The sequence below is a fragment of the Kribbella sp. NPDC050241 genome (assembly GCF_044459685.1).
In the GTDB taxonomy this organism is placed as follows: domain Bacteria; phylum Actinomycetota; class Actinomycetes; order Propionibacteriales; family Kribbellaceae; genus Kribbella.
Genome location: NZ_JBITJE010000010.1, coordinates 23,954 through 42,563, shown reverse-complemented (window position 1 = coordinate 42,563; position 18,610 = coordinate 23,954). Strand labels below are relative to the sequence as shown.

The following is an 18,610-nucleotide window of genomic DNA, read 5'->3' as shown; positions in this document are numbered from 1 at the left end:
GGAATGCGCGGACCAGGGCGGCGCTCGGCCGATCCAACCGACCCAAAGACACCGCCCGGGCGGTCAGTTCAGCACGTCGACGATCGCGGTGACAGCTCCGTAGGCGGTCTGGCCGGTGATCGAGTATCTGGTGCCCTGTGGGTCGGGTTGACTCCACTTGACCGGCGTGGCTCGGACGACCTTGTCCTTCACCCGCATGACTGTGACGTTGTGGGGGAGTCGCGGAGCACTTCCTCCCTTGGCGGTGAGGTAGACCTTGTCCTGCAGGATGTTCTTCGCGGCACTCTTGGCGAAGATGTCGATCGAGGCGTACGGCTCGAAGTACCCGGGCATCCCCGGGACCGCGCGGAACATCGACTGCCAGTCCGCCGGCTCCCAGACCAGCATCCCGACGCCCTTGTTGTCGACGATGTCGTTCGCCGCCTGGATCACGCGCTGGAGCGCGTCGGCCTGACCTTGCACCGTGCGCGGGAACGTGGAGTTCGGCATCGGAGCGCCGCCTTCGCCGGATGCCGGGTAGGACGTTTCAGAGATCTCGAGCCGGTAGTTCCCCAGTGTCGTCGCCATGGTGTGCAGGTAGAGATCGAGCTCGTCCGGCGAGCCATGCCACTCGGGATAGTAGGACAGTGCCAAGACATCCGGATTCACGCCTCGGGCCTTGAGCCGGGGGAGGAGTTGCTGCCAGAACTCCATGGTCTTGTCCAACCGGTCCTTGTCCACGATGGCGTGGACCTCGACCTTGGTGGACGGCGAGGCCTTGCGAACGGCGCTGATGCCGGTGGCCATCAGTGATGCGAAACGATCCCACGCCTGGTTGTACTTGACCTGCTCCTCCGGCACTGTCGACTTCCAGTACTTCCACAGCAGGCCGCCACCTGGCTGGGACTGGTAGATGTCCTTGTCCCGGTCGAAGTACGGCGGGCTGGTCGTGCCGATCTCGGCGGCCTCGCTGCCGTACAAGAAGCCGTTGATCACTTCATTGCCGACAGCAACTTTATCCGGTCGCGTTCCCTGCCCGGCCAGGCGGCGTACATAGTCGTAGGTGAACTTGTACATGGCTTGCTGCAGTTCGGGGAACGTCAGCTGTGCCCACGCACGCGGCTTGGGCTGCTTTCCGGGGTCGGCCCACGAGTCGGCGTAGTGGAAGTCGATACCGAGCTTCATGCCCTGCGCGACGACAGCCTTGGCGACCACCGCGGTGCGGTCCGGGCCCTGGTACGCCGGTGAGGTCGGAAGGCCCGAACTCTCGTCGCGGGGCTCGTTCCAGACGCGCAACCGCGTGTACTGCATGCCGCGGTCGGCCGCGACGTCCAGCAGACCCGGTCCGGCGCCCATGTTCTCCATCGACGGGTTCGGATTCACGTAGAAGTTCTGACCTTGGTGCTGGTCGGCGTACGACATGTCCGCGCCGTTCACCAGGTCGTCGCGAAGATAGTTGAACGCTCTGATCTCACTGATGCCCACCGTCGCACCAGGACTGGTGCCGATGATCCGGACCCGCAGATAGCGGACTCCCTCGCGATGGACCAGGTCCACGGCGCCACGAGCAGCGACCGTACTGCGGGAGTGGTCCGCGATTGCGGCCCAGTGCGAGTTGTCCCTCGACGCTTCGACGACGTAGCGATAGGTGGCACCGGCATCGGGGAAGACGACCTCGACCTTGCGGATCGCGTCGTACCCTCCGCCGAGATCGAGCGTCAACCATTGCCCTGGGCTGCGGTCGTCGGCGATCCACGCTGTCGCCTCGTCCTGATCCTTCGCGAGTGCCGCGGTGGCCGAGCCACTACTCACCTGGACCGACGACCAGAACTTGGCCGCGATGTCGCTCGCGATCGGGTTGATCGTTGCTGTCCCGCCGATCCCTGCGGCCGGCTGCGGAGAAGAAGTGATGGCGGCGAGGACCACCAGTGCGGTGACAGATCTGAGGAGATGCGTTGGTCTCATCACGGCGGCGTCCTGTCATCGAGGCGGAAGCTGTGAGCGGTCACAGAATCCGTCCCAGCACGACCGGTGTCAAGAGCTGGAGGCCACGCGGAGGACGAGCTTGCCTCGGGTGTGTCCGCCTTCGCCGCGGCGGTGCGCCTCGGGGGCCCGGTCGAAGGTGAAGATCTCCTCTACTTCGACCGCTACGTCGCCGGCGTCGATGAGCTCGGCGATCGTGGTCAACGCCGGGCCGTCGGGCTCGACCAGGAATGCGCGAGCCCGGCGGCCGTGTGCTGCAGGGCGTCAGCCCGAAGGTCCTCACCCACACGCTGCGCCGCCTCGAGGACCGCGGCTTCATCGATCGCACGATCTACCCTGCCGTTCCGCTGCACGTCGAGTACGCGCTCACCGCCCTCGGCAAGAGCGTCGCCGAACCCCTCGCCCAACTCCGCACCTGGGTGGAGAACCACCTCGACGACGTACCCCCCGCAACCTGAGCGGGGTCAGCGTGTGCCCGAGCGTAGGAGCTGTCGGGTAGTTGGGCGGCCTTCTTCGTCGAGGCGTACGACGACATGCTCGTTCCATCGTTCGTCGGTGCGGGGGTAGTCCGAGCGCCAGTGACAGCCGCGGCTGTCTTGTCGTGTGGTCGCTGCCGCGATGACAGATCGCGCCACCGTCGCCAGCGGCCCGTTGCCCAGGGGCTCGAGTTCGTCCGCAGCGGCGTTCAGACCTGCGCCATCGCGACGGATACCGGCGTACTTGGTCAGGATCGCGCGGATCCGTTCGGGTTCGCGATCATGGTTCAGCGCCAGTTCGTGTGAGCGACCGTGGACGGTTGCGGGGAGGTCGAGGGTGAGGGCCGTGGCAACGCGCCGGCCGAAGACCAGGCCCTCCAGCAGGCTGTTGGAGGCGAGCCGGTTGGCCCCGTGTACGCCGGTTGCGGCGACCTCGCCGACGGCGTACAGACCTGGTACGTCGGTTGCGCCGTCGCGATCGGTCCGGATACCGCCGCACAGGAAGTGTTCGGCGGGCGCGACCGGGATCTGCTCGGACAGCAGGTCGACCCCGATCCGAGCGCAGGAGGCCAGTACGGTCGGGAACCGGTGACGAAGTACGTCGGGTGCGATCGAGGTGGCGTCGAGCCAGACGTGGTCGGATCCGTCGCGGCGCATCGTTGCCTCGACCTCCCGGGCGACGATGTCCCGCGGGGCCAGATCGGCTCGCGGGTGCCGGCCGGCCATGATCCTGCGCCCATGGATGTCACGCAGTACTGCGCCCTCACCGCGGACGGCTTCGGTGACCAACGGCAGTTGACCGCTGGTCTCGCCGGTGAAGAGCGCGGTCGGGTGGAACTGGACGAACTCCATGTCCACCAGGGATGCACCGGCCCGCAGCGCCAGAGCGATGCCGTCACCGCGCACCGTCGGCGGATTGGTGCTCGCGAGGTAGGCGTTGCCGATTCCGCCAGTGGCCAGTACTACGGCGCGCGCATCGATCCGGGTGATCTCCGTGCCGGTCTCGACGAGCACGCCGACGACGCGGCCGGAGTCCGACTTGATCAGGCCGATGGTCCGTCCGTCCATCGTCTGAACGCCGGTGAGCCCCAGCGCGCTGCTGAGCGCGCGATGAACCTCCGCGCCGGTGGCGTCACCGCCCGCGTGCACGATCCGGGGATGACCGTGGCCGCCCTCGAGAGTCCTCGACAGGGATCCGTCGTCGTTCCGGTCGAAGCGCGCCCCCTGAGCGATCAGCTCGGCAAGTCGCTGGGGTCCCTCCTCGACCAGCGCCCGAACGTTGCGGGGATCGCAGAATCCTGCACCGGCGACGTCGGTGTCGCGCGCGTGGTCGAGCGGATCGTCCTCGCCGTACGCGGCGGCGACACCGCCCTGCGCCGACGGCGTGCTGCCGTCGCCGGCGCTGAGGAGGAGCACCTGGCGAGTGGCCGCGAGGCCGAGCGCGGTCGAGAGACCTGCTACGCCGGCGCCGATGACGACGACGTCGACGGCGTACGTCATCGAGCACCTGCAGGTTTGCCGATGGCAACCATCCGTTCGACCGAACGCCGGGCACGCTCGACGACCTCGGGCGCCAGGTGGATCTCGTCGCGTCCCTCACGCAGGCACCGCACGAGGAGTTCCGGGGTGATCATCTTCATGAATCGGCAGGAGGCCTTGGGGTTCACCGGCAGGAAGGTCGTCTTCTGGTTCACCTTGCGAAGCTGATGGAGCATGCCGATCTCCGTCGCGACCAGGGCGGTCTTCGCGGTCATGTCACGAGCGGTGTCCAGCATGCCGGCGGTGGACAGGATGTGGGTCCGATCTGCCGGCAGATCACCCACGCCGGCGAGCCAGACCGCCGACGACGCGCAGCCGCACTCGGGATGGACCAGAACCTCGGCCGCGGGATCGGCTGCCACCTGAGCGCGCAGGTCGGCCGCGCTGATGCCGGCATGCACGTGGCACTCGCCCATCCACACCTCGATGTTGTCCCGACCGGTCTGCCTCCTGACATGGGCCCCGAGGAACTGGTCGGGCAGAAACAGGACCGGCTGATCCGCCGGGATCGAGTTCACCACCTCCACCGCGTTGGACGACGTACAGCAGATGTCGGCCTCGGCCTTCACCGCCGCACTGGTATTGACGTAGGCAACAACCGCGGCGTCGGGGTGCTGGGCCTTCCAGGCCCGCAGCTGGTCGGCGTCAATGGTGTCCGCCAGGGAGCAGCCGGCCTGAGCAGTGGGGATCAGCACGGTCTTGTCAGGGCTGAGCAGTTTGGCGGTCTCCGCCATGAAGTGCACGCCACAGAACACGATCGTGGACGCGTCGGTACTGGCCGCGATGCGAGACAGTGCGAGCGAGTCGCCGACGTGATCGGCGACATCCTGGATCGCCGGTTCCTGGTAGTTGTGGGCGAGCACCACCGCATCTCGCTCCCGGGCCAGGCGGCGTACCTCTTCCTGCCAGCTGATTGCCGTGCTCTGAGCAACGGTCACGACGAGGTCCTTCCATCGACAGGTTTTCGCTCGATAGGCGATAACTAGAGTGACGGTACCATCTGCGACGTGCCCGCAGCCAAGAAAGGTGATCCGGTTAACTTCCCCAGCTATCCCCATGAGGTGCTGGCCGTGGTTCTGTCCGTCCGCGACGGCAGGTTGTGTGTCCTGCTGTGGAGACGCGGGCGGAGTCCGCACCGGGATCGCTGGGCCTTGCCTGGGGGTGGCGTCGAGCCCACCGAAAGGCTCCGGGAGGCCATCACCGGTCATCTCGCGGCGAAAGTCGACGTCCGCGACGTCGCGCATCTGGAGCAGTTGGCCACCCACAGTGCGATCGACCGCGATCCGCGGGCGCGGGTGCTGGCGACGGCCTATCTCGGCCTGGTTCCGTCCGACGTGCGGCCCAATCTGCCGACCGACACGCTCTGGCATCCGGTGGACGACCTACCGCGTACGGCGTTCGACCACCACTACTTCATCGACGCGGCGGTCGCCCGGCTCCGAGCGAAGCTGTCGTACACGAACATCGGATTCGCCCTCGCTCCGCCCGAGTTCACCATCACGGAGCTGCGCGACTTGTTCCGCGCGGCGTTGGGCTACGAGCTCGGCGCCACCAATCTGACGCGCGTTCTGACCCGGCGGCACGTGATCGACCCGACCGATCGCACGTCTCGCCCCGGGCAGTCCGGCGGACGCCCCGCCACCGTCTACAAGTTCGTAGCCCACGAGCTGACCGTCACAGACCCTTTCGCCGTACTCCGCCCACCGCGCTGACCCGTCATCTCGCCCCAGGGGAGCCCAGGATCTCAGCTCAGCAGGGCGTCGAGAATGTTGAGCCATTCCTCACGCGACTGCCCGAGGTCGCGCGCGCGGGCCTCTGTGTAGTTGGGCGAACGTAAGCTCTGCTCGAAGCGCTGCGCGACTGCGCGAGCCGCACTTCGGTCATTGCGGTTCATGTGGGCTTGGATGAGCTCCGTTGCGGTTTTCGCCTGCTCGGTGACAAAGTAGGGCTCTTCGGTGCCGCTGCGTTCGACCAGCTGGACTGTGTCGGCCATTACGCGATCGATGGCAGTTTGGCTGTATCCCTCATCGACGAAGCACATCATCACGTTCCACCAGAGCGCGGCCCGTGCGAACTGCAGTCGCCTGGCGGATTGGTTGCTCTCGGCGAATTTCAGGAACGTCGCGCACAGGTCATCCGTCGCCTCGGCGTCCCGGGCCTTCGCGAGAGCACTCACGGCGCTGAATGCGATGACTCCGATCCGGCCGGCGGGGTCATCCGCGAGTGTCTCTGGTGGCGCCATGAGACGGCGCAGTGCGGCCACCACTTGGCCCGGCGGGGGACCGGGGTAACGAAGCTCGTCGTCAGCGATCAGCGCCTTGTGAAACTCGAGCGCCCGGAGCAGATGCCCTTCAGATGACGGTAACAGCGGGTCCTCCAGGCAGATGGAGCTGATTGCCGACAACGCTGCGGATTCGGCCTCCTCCAGCCGGTCGACCGCGGAGAGTGCATGGGCAAGGGAGAACCAGGCAACGCCCAACTCGCCGCCGCTGATCCCTTGGGTGGACGTAGCGATGCGTACTGCCTCGCGGCTTGCCCGTAGCCGATCCTTGGGTCGCTGCAGCAACGAGTAGGCATCGGCCGACACAGCGAGCGCCTTCACATGCCGCGATGCGACGAAGGTCGGCTGCGGCACGGTAGTCCAAACCCGCTGACGGAGGAGGTGCGTCAGCAGAGCATCACTAGCTGCAGGCCGGCTGTCCTCGTTGTACGTCACGGCGGCGTCGACGGCGAGGTCGAGCAGCACGCGTAGTAGTTCCTGCCCCAGAGGGTGCGCACTCGTTCTCATGATGCTGATCAGCGAATCGAGATACGCGTCAACGCCGCGATTCCATCCGTCGTGCTCAGCTGCCGCCATGAGAGGCTTGAGGGCGAAATACGACGTGGTGCTGAGGGCGGTGCGCACCTCGTCGCCGGTAGCGTTCGCCTCGCTCTGCGTGCCGAATGTGGTCAGGATCAAGCCGAGTGCCTGCCCTGCCTTCTTGGCGCGATGCATTTGGTGTAATGCGACGGTGCGGCAGAGCAGGGCTTCTGCCCGGAGCGATTCTGCAGTTGCAGGGTCGAGTGCGTCGATGGCTTCGAGTGCACGATCGAGCCAGCCGAGGGCTCGCCTTGGGTGTCCTGCCAGGACGAGAGATAGCCCGGCTCCGGCGGTAGATGCCGCCAGCGCGTACTGTGGGAGGCCGGCCGGCACGGTGGTGATGACGTGGGTCATCTCGAGATCGATCACCGTGTTGACGCGGTAGCTGCTCAGTAGCGGTCCTCCCCACAGATCGGCGCCTGGGCCGCCGACGGCGACGTGAAGCCCGCCGCTCCCTGCTGTGCGGAGGTCTTGGCCGCGTGACTCGAACTCGCCAGCCTGCCTCCGGGCGTCCAACTGGCTGGCGGCGAGATCGATATCGACGTCAGCTCGACGGAGTGCTGTGCGCCACAGTTCGGAGGAACGACGAAACGAGGTCGCGGCCTCGGCGAATCGTGCGCGGTCCAGGAGGATCTCGGCCTGGGTGAGGAGGATCCGCCCCCTTCGCGGGTCGTCGCGTGAGTCGAGATGACGATCGGCCAGAGCAAGGGCCGTGTTCGCGTCGGCGAGCGCCTCGTCCGCTGTACCGAGCGTCTGCAGGATCGTGGCCGATTCGAGGAGGACGTTCATCTGCGCGAATGGTCGAAGGTCTTCTCGGACGACCTCGGCTACGGTCGCTGCCAGCCGGATTGTTTCGATGGCGCGCTCCGGGTCGCCGCGTCGGCGGTATCCGGCAGCCAGCCTCTCGAGCAGTCGGGTACGCCGAGCGGGCTCCGCCGTACCCAGCCTCTTGAGCAATTGGCCCGTCACCGCTTCCCGCACCGGGAACAGCGCGTCGCTTGCGGACGATGTACGGCGGAGCAGGGCATCGAGCGTCTCGGTGGGCAGTTCGGTCGTTGTCAGCACGGCTGACAGGATGCGTATCAGCGGCTCGCCGGTTTCAGCCGCGACGTCGGCGGCGATCACACTGTGTCTGTCGATGTCTTGGGCGAGGACCTCGGCGAGCGTGGCCTCCGCGGCAGGCTCGCGCTGCGCGAGGCGGGTGAGCACGGTCAGCGCGTGCTTGAGTTGTTCGTCAAGCATGGTTGAACACCGTCAGAAGCCTGGCGTCCTCCTCTACGGCACGGGCGACGAGGTGCTCTCCGAGGAGATCGGGCTGGACGCCATTCAGCCAGCCCTCGCCCGGGTACAGGCGCCGGAGTACCTCCACCACACGCCAGAGCGCTGCCTGCGGCTGATCACTCAGCATCGGCACGGAGGTCAGCAGGCGCATCGCGTCCTCCAAGCCATCGACCCGTCCGGCCAAGGTGACCAACGCTGCCGCCTGGCGAATCGGGCGCCCGGCAAGGATGTCCAAACCCGCATCCTGAAGGCCGACATCCCAGAACCGCTGCTCGCGACGCAAGGCGTGGTCGAGCAGTCCGCGGCCGTCTTGTCGCCCGTCGCCTTCCACAGTGGCGAGCGCGCTGAGTAGCAGGAACAGCACGCGGTCGAAGGCGGTGCCGGTCAGATCGTCTGGGGGTGGAGGTGCTTCCGTCCTGAGCGATTCAGGGTGTAGTGCCCGGTTGAAGGCTTCGGCTGCGAGCGTGAAGACCTGATGACGCTCCGCTGAGCCATGGGCAAGGGGCGGCAGGGAGTGGAAGGTCACCGCGGGGCCGCACAGGTAATCGCCGACGGCGTCCGGCAGCTGGCGCAACCGCTCCCACCACTCTCCGGTCTTCCGGGCCAGCAGCAGGATTCGGACGGGGGTCTTGGTCGCGAGTGCCGCACCGACGAGCCGGCCGACCGCGAGGGTCCGGGTTTCGGCATAGTCGACGGTCACGACGACACCTCGCGTGCCGCGGCCGAGGATCGTCAGCTGATCGGCGGTCGAACCATCTGAGGTCGTGCTGAGGAAGCCCGCACGCCAGCCAGCCCGCTGGGCGCTTCGGCAGGACTCGATCGCGAGGCGGGTCTTGCCCATGCCGCCGTCTCCGACATAGAGGCGGGTGGTGACGTCTGAACCGCTGTCGATCCAGGCGGCAAGATCCGCCAGCGTGTCGGTCCGTCCCCAGAACGGAACAACACCGAACTCGGGGCGCAGCAGCGTGCTCGACGGAAATCGGTCTGCCTGCCAGCGACCGCTGGGGTCGGTGAGCAGGTCGAGGGCGTGAGCTTCGACAACGGCCGAACGCACCTGGTCGGGTAGGTCGTCGAGCGACTGCAGCCGTTGGAGCACCTCGCGGCGGTAGTCGCCAGTGAAGTCGGGTAGCGTGACGGCGGCCTTGACCAGAGTGCCGTAGGCCTGCTCGACGATGCGCCGGCAGAGCACCGCGTCGGCTTCCCCGAACTGCAGGTACGTTGTGGCAGCGCGGGCGTTGACCACGGCTACCGCCTGGACAGGATCGAAGCCGAGACGCATGAGTTCGTCAACGGTGAGCCCGTGGCGCGCGATGACGGCCTCGGCGTTGACGATGGCGCGGTCGACGGTGTCCGCGGGAATGTTCTCGCTGACCGCGAAGGCACGAAGGCCCTCTTCGACGGCCTTGACCGCCTGCTTCGTACTTGTGCTCTTGCTGTCACCAGAAGCAGTCACCAAGTCGATCGTCTGGTTCAGGGCCTCCTTGACGCCCCCGGCTGGTCCGGTGAAAGCAACAGCCAGCACAACCTTGGCAAGCGACCTGATCAATCGATTGGACGCCATCATCCCCCCGCCTCAAATCCGCACGGCGGACCCCATTGGAACGCTGATGCCAGGGTCGCAGCAAGCGCAGGGTACAACAAGACCTGCGTCGCTCAGCCGATTCCCCTGGAGGCGCGCGGATGTTGCTTGTGGCAACGACTCACGAATCGGCGGCCGACCCAGGACGGCGACGTACGCCGGTCCCGGCGAGCGTCATTCACTAAGACCGGGTAGGCGGGCGCGGTGTGACATCCGGGTAGGGCTGTCACATCGCGGGTCCGTGTTCGGACTTATTGATGAGGCGGCCGGCATGCGGCTGCTGTCCATCACACGGAAGAAGTAGATCCATGACGAATCCCCTGACCGAACCTGCTCGCCGTCCCAAGAGACGCGGGCGCACTCTGGCGTTCCTGCTGACCGCCGCGGCGCTGGTATTGGCGAGCTTCAACCCGGTGCAGAGCGCTGCCGGCGAACAGCGTGGGGCGAAGCCGACCATCGTGCTGGTGCACGGTTCCTGGGCGGACGCCTCGAGCTGGAACCGCGTCACCCAGCGCCTGCAGGACGACGGGTACACGGTGCGCGCCATCCCCAACAACCTGCGCTCGGTGGCGGGCGACGCGGCGTCAGTGCGCGCCTTTCTGGAAACGGTGACCGGACCGGTCGTGCTGGTCGGCCACTCGTACGGCGGGTTCGTGATCACCAACGCGGCCACCGGGCTCCCGAACGTCAAGGCTCTCGTGTACGTCAACGCCTTCGCGCCGGACACCGGCGAGACCCCCTTCCAGCTCGTGGGGCCGGATTCGGCGCTCGCGGCCGACCCTGCGACGGTCTTCGACCTCGTACCACCCACCCTGCCGCCCTCCCCGACTACCGACGTGTACCTGAAGCGGTCGACCGTCTTCACCTCGTTCGCGACCGGGCTGAGCGCCGGCGACAAGGACCTCGTCTTCGCAACCCAGCGACCGGGCGCACTGGGTGCGCTCAACGAGCCGTCCGCAACCCCGGCCTGGAAGACGATCCCGTCGTGGAGCGCGATCGGCACCGAGGACCAGATCATCCCGGCCACAGCACAGCGGGCCATGTCCCAGCGGGCGGGCGCCACCATGACCGAGTACGACGCCGGGCACCTCGGCCTGATGTCCGATCCCAAGGTCGTCACCAAGGTGATCGAACAGGCCGCGCGCAGCTGACCCGAGCCATCTGGGCTGACGGCGACCGGGCACGGATCCGGGATTCCTCAGCCCGTCGGAACCATGCATCAAGGGAAGGAAAATCCGATGACCAAGCACATTCTGGAGGAGGCGGCGCAGGGGATCGCCGACGCGACCTCGCAACCACCGTTCCTCTACCAGCTGTCGAAGGAGGAGGCTCGGAAGGTCCTCGACGACATCCAGGCAGCTCCGATCGACAAGCTCACGGTCGACGACAAGTGGATCACGGTACCGGCCGAGGTCGGTGACGTCCGGGTCCGGATCGTCAAGCCGGTCGGTGCCGAAGGGCTCCTGCCGACCGTCCTCTATATCCACGGCGGTGGCTGGATCCTCGGCAATGCGGGCACCCACGACCGTCTGGTCCGCGAGCTGTCCGTCGGTGCCGAGGCCGCGGTCGTGTTCGTCGAGTACGACCGCTCGCCGGAGGCGCAGTACCCGGTCGCGATCGAGCAGGCGTACGCCACCGCCCGCTGGATCATCGCCCACGGTCGCGACGAGGGCCTCGACCCGAGCCGGCTGGCGATCGCGGGCGACTCGGTCGGGGGCAACATGACCGCGGCGGTGACCATCCTGGCCAAGCGGCGCGGGGACGTCACCTTCGTCCACCAGTCGCTGTACTACCCGGTGACCGATGCCGCGCAGGACACCGACAGCTACCGCGAATTCGCCGACGGACCGTTCCTGACCGCCAAGGGGATGGCCTGGTTCTGGGACGCCTACCAGCCGGACCACACTCGGCGCGGCGAGAGCACTGTGTCGCCGTTGCGGGCCGGGCTCGACGAGCTCGCGGGTCTGCCGGAGGCGTTCGTCATCGTCGACGAGAACGACGTACTGCGCGACGAGGGGGAGGCATATGCCCGCAAGCTGACCGAGGCCGGCGTCCGCACCACGAGCGTCCGCTACAACGGCACGATTCACGACTTCATGATGCTGAACCCGTTGCGTGAGTCGGCGGCCGTGAGCGGCGCGGTGGAGCAGGCGATCCACGTGCTCCGCAAGGCACTCGGCGCCAAGTAGGTCAGACCGCCGAGACCGGGCTCGCGGCGTCGATCAGGGGCGGGCTGAGCTGCTTGCGCGACGTGACGGCCAGCTTGCTGAACACCTTGCGGAGATGCCATTCCACGGTGTGATGACTGAGGAACAGCTGGCTGCCGATCTCGTGGTTCGTGAGCCCGCCGGCAGCCAGCTGGGCGATCTGCGCTTCTTGGGCGGTGAGGATGTCACGCGTGTCCACCTGCCGCCTCCGCGCTGTCGCGCCGGTCGCGACGAGCTCTTGGCGAGCCCGCTCGGTGAAAGCCTTCGCGCCCATGTCGCCGAAGCTGTCGTAGGCGACGCGCAGGTGGAATCGGGCATCCTGGCGACGCTGCTCACGGCGCAACCACTCGCCGTACACCAGGTGGGCACGGGCCAGGTGTACGGCGACCCGCGTGCGGCCGAGCCGCTCGATCGCCTCTCGGTAGAGGGCGTCGGCGGCCTGGCCTTCGGTCAGGAGTGCCCTCGATCGAGCCAGAACGCCGAGGCTCCAGTCGGTCCCGGCTGCGCCCGCGTGTTGCTCGAGCTGCTGCAGTGCCTCGGCCGCTGTCGTGTGGGCGTTGCTGCGCGCCGCCGCCTCGACGAGTTCGGCCAGGGACCAGCCGAAGAATCCGAGATCCTCCTGCTCGCAGGCTCGACGGGCTGCGTCGAGGGCGGCGTCGTACCGGGAAAGGCCGTTGTAGAGCACGGCGGTCACGCACTCGGCCAACGCAAGCGCCCGGCCTTCGCCGCGCTCGGTCGCGTCCTTGGCCCCGGCCTCGATCGCCTTCATGGCCTCGTTCTCCTCGCCACGCCAGGCGGCGAGCATCAGGCGGGAGTACCGCAGTGGCGCCCTGCCAGTTGCTGCAGCGAGTGCGTCGGACTCGGAGATGAGGGCGGCCGCCGCAGCGAACTCTCCGGCGTGCACGTGGACGCCCGCCCGGTACGACAGCGCCACCGGGAGGGCGCCGAGGGCTCCGAGCCTCCGGCCGAACTCGACCGCGCGGGTCGCCAGGTCATGCCAGGCGTCGTCGTCCCAGAGCTCGGGCGCGACCGGTTCGGGCGCGGCCGGACAGGCCAGCCACAACCAGTGCTCGAGCCTGGCCGCACCGTGAGTGGCGTCCGCGCGCAGGGCGTGCAGTGCCATCCGCAGTGGTTGTACGGCGGCGGCGTACCCCTCGGTGAATCGCGTGGCGACCCCGTCCAGGAGGAGGTCCATCGGACCGGCCGGCGCAGGGGCCGGCCGGGCCACGCGGGCTGCCTCGGCGACTTTCACGACGTCGCCGAGCCGGCCGCCGAAGATCGCGGCACCGAGCGCCTCCAGGTACTTCTCCCGCGCCAACGGGTCGCCCAGGTCCTCGAGCCGGTTCGCCGCGTCGAGAAGCAACGGTCCGGCATCGCTGCTGCGCCGGCGGGCGAAGACGATCTGGGCGCGCAGCCGCGCGAGGTGGGCGCTCTGGAGATCGTCCAGCGGGCCGATCTCCGCGGTGGCGAGTAGGTCGTAGGCTGCGTCCGGTTCGCCGGCCCGGAACTTGGTACCGGCGGCGGCCAGCGCTCGTCCGGCGCGCCGTACCGGATCCGGTGTCAGCTCGGCGGCTCGCTCCAGAAAGGCAGCGGCGGCGGCCAGACCACCGCGGGCCCGGGCCCGCTCGGCGGCGCTCTCCAGCTCGGCGGCCACCGCCTCGTCGAGCCCTACGGCGGCATGGGCGCGGTGCCAGGCTCTCCGATCAGGATCCACTGCAGGGTCGGTGGCTGCGGCCAAGGCACCGTGCACACTGCGCCTGTCCGCTTGCGAGGCGTCGCGGTAGACGACCGAGCGGATCATCGGATGCCGGAACCGTACTCGGGCACCGATGTCGATCAGGTCGGCGGACTCCGCCGGTGCGGCGGCGTCCGGACCGATCCCCAGCCGCTCGGCGGCCCGCCAGAGCAGGGCGGCGTCACCGATCGGCTCGGCAGCAGCGGTCAGCATGAGCAGCCGAGGCTCGGGCGGCAGCGAGCGGATACGACTCCGGAAGCCTTCCTCGATCCGGCTGGTCAGCGTACGCGCGTCCAGGGCGTCGGGGAGCCCGAAGCCACCTGCCAGTTGGCCGGCCGACAGAGTGCGGGGCAACTCCATCAGCGCCAGTGGATTGCCTCGCGTCTCGGCCACGAACCGGTCCTTGACACGCTCGTCCACGATGCCCTTCAGGGTCAGGTCCAGCAGGGCGCGGGCATCGCTGAAGTCCAGACCCGTCACGACCAGTTCGGGCAGGCCGGACAGCTCATCGGCGGCGCTGGGGTCACGGGCCGCGAAGATCAGTGCCACCCGCTCGGCCAGCAGCCGGCGGGCCACGAAGGCGAGGCTCTGAGCGGACACCCGATCCAGCCATTGAGCGTCGTCGATCAAGCAGATCAGCGGCTCATCCTCGGCGACCTCGGTCAGGAGGTTCAGCATCGAGACGCCGACCAGGAAGCGGTCCGGGGGATCACCCGGAGTAGAGCCGAACGCGGTACTGAGGGCGTCGTACCTGGGGGTGGACAGGTGCGGCCGTAGCTGGGCGCACAGCTGGTGCAGGCCGCCGTACGCCAACTCCAGCTCGGACTCGACGCCGGCTGCTCGCACGACGCGGCTCCCGGCGGCATGCGTCTGCACGTAGTCCAGCAGGGCGGTCTTGCCGATTCCGGCTTCGCCGCGCAGCACGAGCGCAGCGCTCTGCCCGGCTCGAAGACTGACTACCAGCCGATCGAGCGCCTCGCACTCGCGCTGCCGGCCTTGCAGCTGAATCGCCATCACCCACCGCCCAATGACCGAGCCTAGGCTGCGGGCAGTGGGGGTGGCAACGAGCCTCAGGCGGCCAGCACCTCCTCGAGGTCGGAGAGCTCGCCGGCGCGGGCGGCGTTGAGGAACGCGTGCAAGAAGGGCTCGTGGGAGGCCGAGTTCGTCACCGTCTGTGCGTCGGCGGCGAGATGCGTGCGGGCGCGCCTGGTTCGGTCCTGTCACATTTCGGCGAGCTGTCCGGACCTAGAGGTGTACCTCAGTAGATCGACCACCTCGCCGGAAAGGGCGGCACATCATGAAGACCATCGTTCTCGTCCACGGGTTCTGGGTGACCCCGCGCAGCTGGGAACACTGGATCGACCGTTACCAGAAGGCCGGCTACACCGTTGTCGCGCCCGCTTACCCTGGGTTCGAGGTGGAGGTCGAGGCACTCAACGCCGACCCGACGCCGATCGAGGCGGTGACCGCCCCGGAGATCATCTCGCACCTGGAGTCGGTGGTCGGCGCCCTCGACGAGCCGCCGATCATCATCGGCCACTCCGCCGGCGGAGCGTTCACGCAGGTCCTGCTGGACCACGGATTCGGTGCCGCGGGCGTGGCGGTCAACTCCGCGCCGACCGAGGGTGTGCGCGTCACCCCGCTGTCCCAGGTCAAGGCGTCGTTCCCGGTGCTGAAGAACCCGGCGAACCGGCACAAGGCGGTCGGGCTGACGCCCGAGCAGTGGAAGTACACGTTCGCCAACAGCTTCACCGAGGAGGAGTCCCTCGAGCTCTACCACCGGTACCACGTCCCGGCCTCGGGGCGGATCTTCTGGAACAGTCTGCTGGCGAACTTCGAGCCCGGACCGCAGGATGTCCACGTCGACTACCACAACGACAACCGGCCGCCGCTGCTGTTCATCTCCGGCAGCGAGGACCACCTGATGCCGCCCAGCATCCAGCGGTCGAACGCCAAGCACTACAAGTCGTCGAAGACCATCACCGAGATCAAGGAATACGAAGGCATGCCGCACCTGCTGCCCGCGCACGAGGGGTGGGAGGAGGTCGCCGACTACGCCTTGGCCTGGGCCGCAGAACAGGCCGGCTGGCCGGCCCCGGCCGGCGCCTGAAGGCCGTCCGCGGCACGTATGCCTTGGCAACTCGAAGCGTGGTTGTCAGCGGTAGGGATCGCGCTCGGCTTCTTGGCGGACTGCCTGGAGGGCGAGACGGAGGTCGGGGACAGGGACTGAGCCGAGTGCGAGTCTGAGGGCTTGCGGCACCGTGGGCGTTGTTGCGAATGGTTCAGCTGTCGAGACCGCGACCTGTTTGGTGGCCAGAGCTGCCGCGATGCGGTCCGGGCGTGCGTCCGGTGCCAAGGGCAACCACAGGAAGTACGACGACGGGTGGCCGAGATAGGGCGTCCCAGCCAGCACCTCCGCGGCGATGGACTGGCGTAGGCGGGCGTCGGTCCGCTTCTGTGCCTCCAGGCGGTCGACGGTGCCATCGTCCAGCCACCGGGAGGCGATCGCTGCTGTCAGGCCAGGGGTGTGCCAGGTCGTTGCCCGGATGGTGCGTTCGAGTGCCGGCACCAACTCAGTGGGTGCGGCGATGAAGCCGAACCGCAAACCGGTGGCCACGCTCTTCGACAGGCTCGAAACGTAGATCGTGAGGTCAGGCGCAGACATCGCCAGGGGCGCTGGTGCGTCCTCGACGAGAAAGGCGTACGAAGCGTCCTCGATGATCGAAACGCCGTACCGGTCGGCGATCGAGACGAGTTGCGTGCGTTGCGAGTCGTCGAGCACCCAGCCGAGCGGGTTGTGCAGGGTCGGCATCGTGTAGATGGCGCGGACCCGCCGTCGTCGGCACAACTGCTCGAGTGCATCGAGATCAGGCCCGGCCTCGGTCACCGGCAGGGGCGACAACTCCAGCCCCAGTGTGCGCGCGAGCACGATGAGCCCGGGGTACGTGACAGCGTCCACAGCAACCACGTCGCCGGGCTGAAACAGGGCCATTGCTGTCACGGCGAGTCCGTGCTGGGCACCATTGACGATCAGGATTCTTTCGCGGCCGACGTCGAGTCCCCGTCGGCGCAAGTGACTGGCGACCGCGGTCCGGTCCTGAATGCGTCCGCGGTGAGGCTGGTAGCGCAGGAGCGCGTCGAGGTCGCCGGCTCCAGCGAGGTCCCGCAGGGCCTGGCGCAGCAGCTCGGCCTGGCCGGGAACCGAGGGCGAGTTGAAGCTCAGATCGATCGCGTCGACGGCCACCGACCGTTGATCGATCTCATCGCCGGACGCGGCAGAGAGGTCACGGACGAACGTGCCTCGGCCCTGCTCGGAGCTGACCAGTCCCATCGCTTCCAGCTCGGCGTACACCCGGGATGCCGTCACGACTGCTATCCCGTGGTCGGTGGCGAGCTTGCGATGAGTGGGTAGACGGTGGCCCGCCGGCCACCGCCCGTCGCGGATCTGTGCGGCCAGCGAATCGACCACGCCCTTGTACTTCGGAACTCTCACCACCGCAGTGTATCCATGACAATTTTTCGATCGTCATGGATCGGCGCCCTAGCCTGTGGATCATGCACATCGCGATCCTGACCTTCGACGGCTACAACGAGCTCGACAGCCTCATCGCCCTCGGCATTCTGAACCGCGTCAGCGCACCCGGCTGGCGAGTTTCGATCGCCGGCCCGACGCCGCGGGTGCGTTCGATGAACGGCGTCACGATCGATGCCACCATCGATCTCGATGAGGCCTGCACCGCGGACGCCGTCATCGTCGGCAGTGGCCGGCAGACCCGCGAAGTAGTGGAGAACGCTGCCATCATGAGTTCGCTGCGCCGGCTCGATCCTTCCCGGCAATTGCTGGCCGCGCAGTGTTCCGGCGCGCTGGTCCTGGCCAAGCTCGGACATCTGCGTGACGTGCCCGCCTGCACTGATCTCGTCTCCAAGCCGTGGGTTGTGGCCGCCGGCGTTGAGGTCCTCGATCAGCCGTTCTTCGCCCGCGGCAACGTCGCAACTGCGGGCGGCTGCCTGGCGTCGACGTACCTCGCCACTTGGATCATCGCTCGCCTCCACAGCCTCGACGCTGCCAGAGACGCTATGCATTACGTCGCCCCTGTCGGCGAGAAGGGCGACTACGTCGCCCGGGCACTGGGCAACGTCACTCCATACCTGGAGTCGTCCCCGACTGACCTCGAGACTCTCAAGGCGTAATGCGCCCGCGCCGGCCCCCGGGAGAGGACCAGGGATCTTCGCGGGCGCGACGCGGGCTGTGCAAGAGCATCGTTGTGATTCAGACCAGATCCACAGCCCTCCGGCTGTGTGAATGAGGGAGGAATCATGATGAGAGGTATCCGGCAGATGAGGTCGGCCGGAGGTCGGCCGCAGACGCCATTGGGAGCCGTGCTCCGCGGATCGGCGGCGGGCGCCCTCGGCACGTTGGCCATGGACCTGCTGCTGTACGGCCGCTACCGCAAGGATGCCGGTAAGAGCGGATTTCCGCGCTGGGAGTTCTCAGCCGACGTCCAGAGCTGGGACCAGGCGCCTGCACCTGCCCAAGTGGGGAAGCGGCTCTACGAAGGGCTGTTCCGTCGTGAGTTGCCGGACCGCAGGGCCGCCTTGGTCAACAACGTGATGCATTGGGGGTTCGGGATCCTCAACGGTGCCGTGTACGGCGTCCTCGCGGGATCGGTACCAGTGCCCAAGATCCGGTACGGCGCTCCCTTCGGCGCGGGCGTCTGGGGGAGCGGCTACGTGACGCTGCCCGCAGCCGGACTCTACGAACCGATCTGGAAGTACGACCGCCGTGTCCTCGCCAAGGACCTCAGCGCGCACCTGGTCTACGGACTGAGCACCGCCGCCGTGTTCCGCACTCTCGACTACGTGCGGAGGCCACCGCGATGACTGGAGACGCGCCGGGCATCGGTGTAAAGATCCTGCACGACAGCAGCGCCATCACCGTCGGGCCGTCCGGTGCCGAGGGTGTGGCCGAGC

General features: G+C 67.7%; 15 protein-coding genes. 7 read left to right on the top strand and 8 right to left on the bottom strand.

The genetic code is table 11. From position 1 onward, the window contains the following. Positions 1-63: 63 nt before the first annotated feature. Positions 64-1,944: a glycosyl hydrolase 53 family protein gene (locus tag ACIBG5_RS34495; RefSeq protein WP_396395712.1), complete on the bottom strand. Its 1,881-nt coding sequence runs from the start codon at positions 1,942-1,944 to the stop codon at positions 64-66. A 69-nt stretch (positions 1,945-2,013) separates the two neighbouring features. Continuing rightward, positions 2,014-2,166 carry a zinc-binding dehydrogenase gene (locus ACIBG5_RS34490; protein WP_396395711.1) on the bottom strand — a complete coding sequence of 51 codons (153 nt, stop codon included), beginning with the start codon at positions 2,164-2,166 and terminating at the stop codon, positions 2,014-2,016. Positions 2,167-2,192: 26 nt separating this feature from the next. Here ACIBG5_RS34490 and ACIBG5_RS34485 point away from each other — a divergent pair, with 26 nt between their 5' ends. After that, positions 2,193-2,420, top strand: a complete 228-nt coding sequence (locus ACIBG5_RS34485) for a winged helix-turn-helix transcriptional regulator (protein WP_396395710.1) — start codon at positions 2,193-2,195, stop codon at positions 2,418-2,420. Between the two features lie 6 nt (positions 2,421-2,426). On the opposite strand, the gene nadB is transcribed toward ACIBG5_RS34485, so the two are convergent. Next, on the bottom strand, positions 2,427-3,938 hold the full coding sequence (gene nadB / locus ACIBG5_RS34480) for an L-aspartate oxidase (RefSeq protein WP_396395709.1): 1,512 nt from the start codon (positions 3,936-3,938) through the stop codon (positions 2,427-2,429). Next, complete coding sequence (gene nadA, locus ACIBG5_RS34475) at positions 3,935-4,915, bottom strand: quinolinate synthase NadA (protein WP_360448450.1); 981 nt, start codon at positions 4,913-4,915, stop codon at positions 3,935-3,937. The genes nadB and nadA overlap by 4 nt, the downstream gene beginning before the upstream one ends. Positions 4,916-4,984: 69 nt before the next feature. Here nadA and ACIBG5_RS34470 point away from each other — a divergent pair, with 69 nt between their 5' ends. Beyond that, positions 4,985-5,689, top strand: coding sequence for an NUDIX hydrolase (locus ACIBG5_RS34470; RefSeq protein ID WP_396395708.1), 705 nt, complete (start codon positions 4,985-4,987; stop codon positions 5,687-5,689). 32 nt (positions 5,690-5,721) lie between these two features. On the opposite strand, the gene ACIBG5_RS34465 is transcribed toward ACIBG5_RS34470, so the two are convergent. Together ACIBG5_RS34465 and ACIBG5_RS34460 are read right to left on the bottom strand one after the other, a co-directional pair. Then, positions 5,722-8,079, bottom strand: coding sequence for a hypothetical protein (locus ACIBG5_RS34465; protein WP_396395707.1), 2,358 nt, complete (start codon positions 8,077-8,079; stop codon positions 5,722-5,724). After that, positions 8,072-9,571, bottom strand: coding sequence for a hypothetical protein (locus ACIBG5_RS34460; protein WP_396395706.1), 1,500 nt, complete (start codon positions 9,569-9,571; stop codon positions 8,072-8,074). Before ACIBG5_RS34460 ends, ACIBG5_RS34465 begins: the two co-directional genes overlap by 8 nt. A 434-nt stretch (positions 9,572-10,005) precedes the next feature. Between ACIBG5_RS34460 and ACIBG5_RS34455 the strand changes: the two genes are divergently transcribed. Then, positions 10,006-10,848 (top strand): alpha/beta fold hydrolase, encoded by an 843-nt coding sequence (locus ACIBG5_RS34455; RefSeq protein WP_396395705.1) that lies wholly within the window; start codon positions 10,006-10,008, stop codon positions 10,846-10,848. A gap of 87 nt (positions 10,849-10,935) precedes the next feature. After that, entirely contained in the window at positions 10,936-11,886 is a 951-nt protein-coding gene (locus tag ACIBG5_RS34450) for an alpha/beta hydrolase (protein WP_396395704.1), read from the top strand. Position 11,887: 1 nt separating this feature from the next. Here ACIBG5_RS34450 and ACIBG5_RS34445 read toward each other — a convergent pair whose 3' ends face one another. Next, a complete protein-coding gene (locus ACIBG5_RS34445) occupies positions 11,888-14,653 on the bottom strand; it encodes an AAA family ATPase (RefSeq protein ID WP_396395703.1) in 2,766 nt (921 codons plus the stop codon). Positions 14,654-14,936: 283 nt separating this feature from the next. Here ACIBG5_RS34445 and ACIBG5_RS34440 point away from each other — a divergent pair, with 283 nt between their 5' ends. Continuing rightward, entirely contained in the window at positions 14,937-15,749 is an 813-nt protein-coding gene (locus tag ACIBG5_RS34440; protein ID WP_396395702.1) for an alpha/beta hydrolase, read from the top strand. Between the two features lie 45 nt (positions 15,750-15,794). Here the strand turns inward: ACIBG5_RS34440 and ACIBG5_RS34435 are convergent, their stop codons facing one another. Next, positions 15,795-17,132 carry a PLP-dependent aminotransferase family protein gene (locus ACIBG5_RS34435; RefSeq protein ID WP_396395701.1) on the bottom strand — a complete coding sequence of 446 codons (1,338 nt, stop codon included), beginning with the start codon at positions 17,130-17,132 and terminating at the stop codon, positions 15,795-15,797. Positions 17,133-17,194: 62 nt separating this feature from the next. Here ACIBG5_RS34435 and ACIBG5_RS34430 point away from each other — a divergent pair, with 62 nt between their 5' ends. Further along, complete coding sequence (locus tag ACIBG5_RS34430; protein ID WP_396395700.1) at positions 17,195-17,830, top strand: DJ-1/PfpI family protein; 636 nt, start codon at positions 17,195-17,197, stop codon at positions 17,828-17,830. Between the two features lie 126 nt (positions 17,831-17,956). Beyond that, entirely contained in the window at positions 17,957-18,520 is a 564-nt protein-coding gene (locus ACIBG5_RS34425; RefSeq protein WP_396395699.1) for a hypothetical protein, read from the top strand. Positions 18,521-18,610 lie beyond the last annotated feature (90 nt).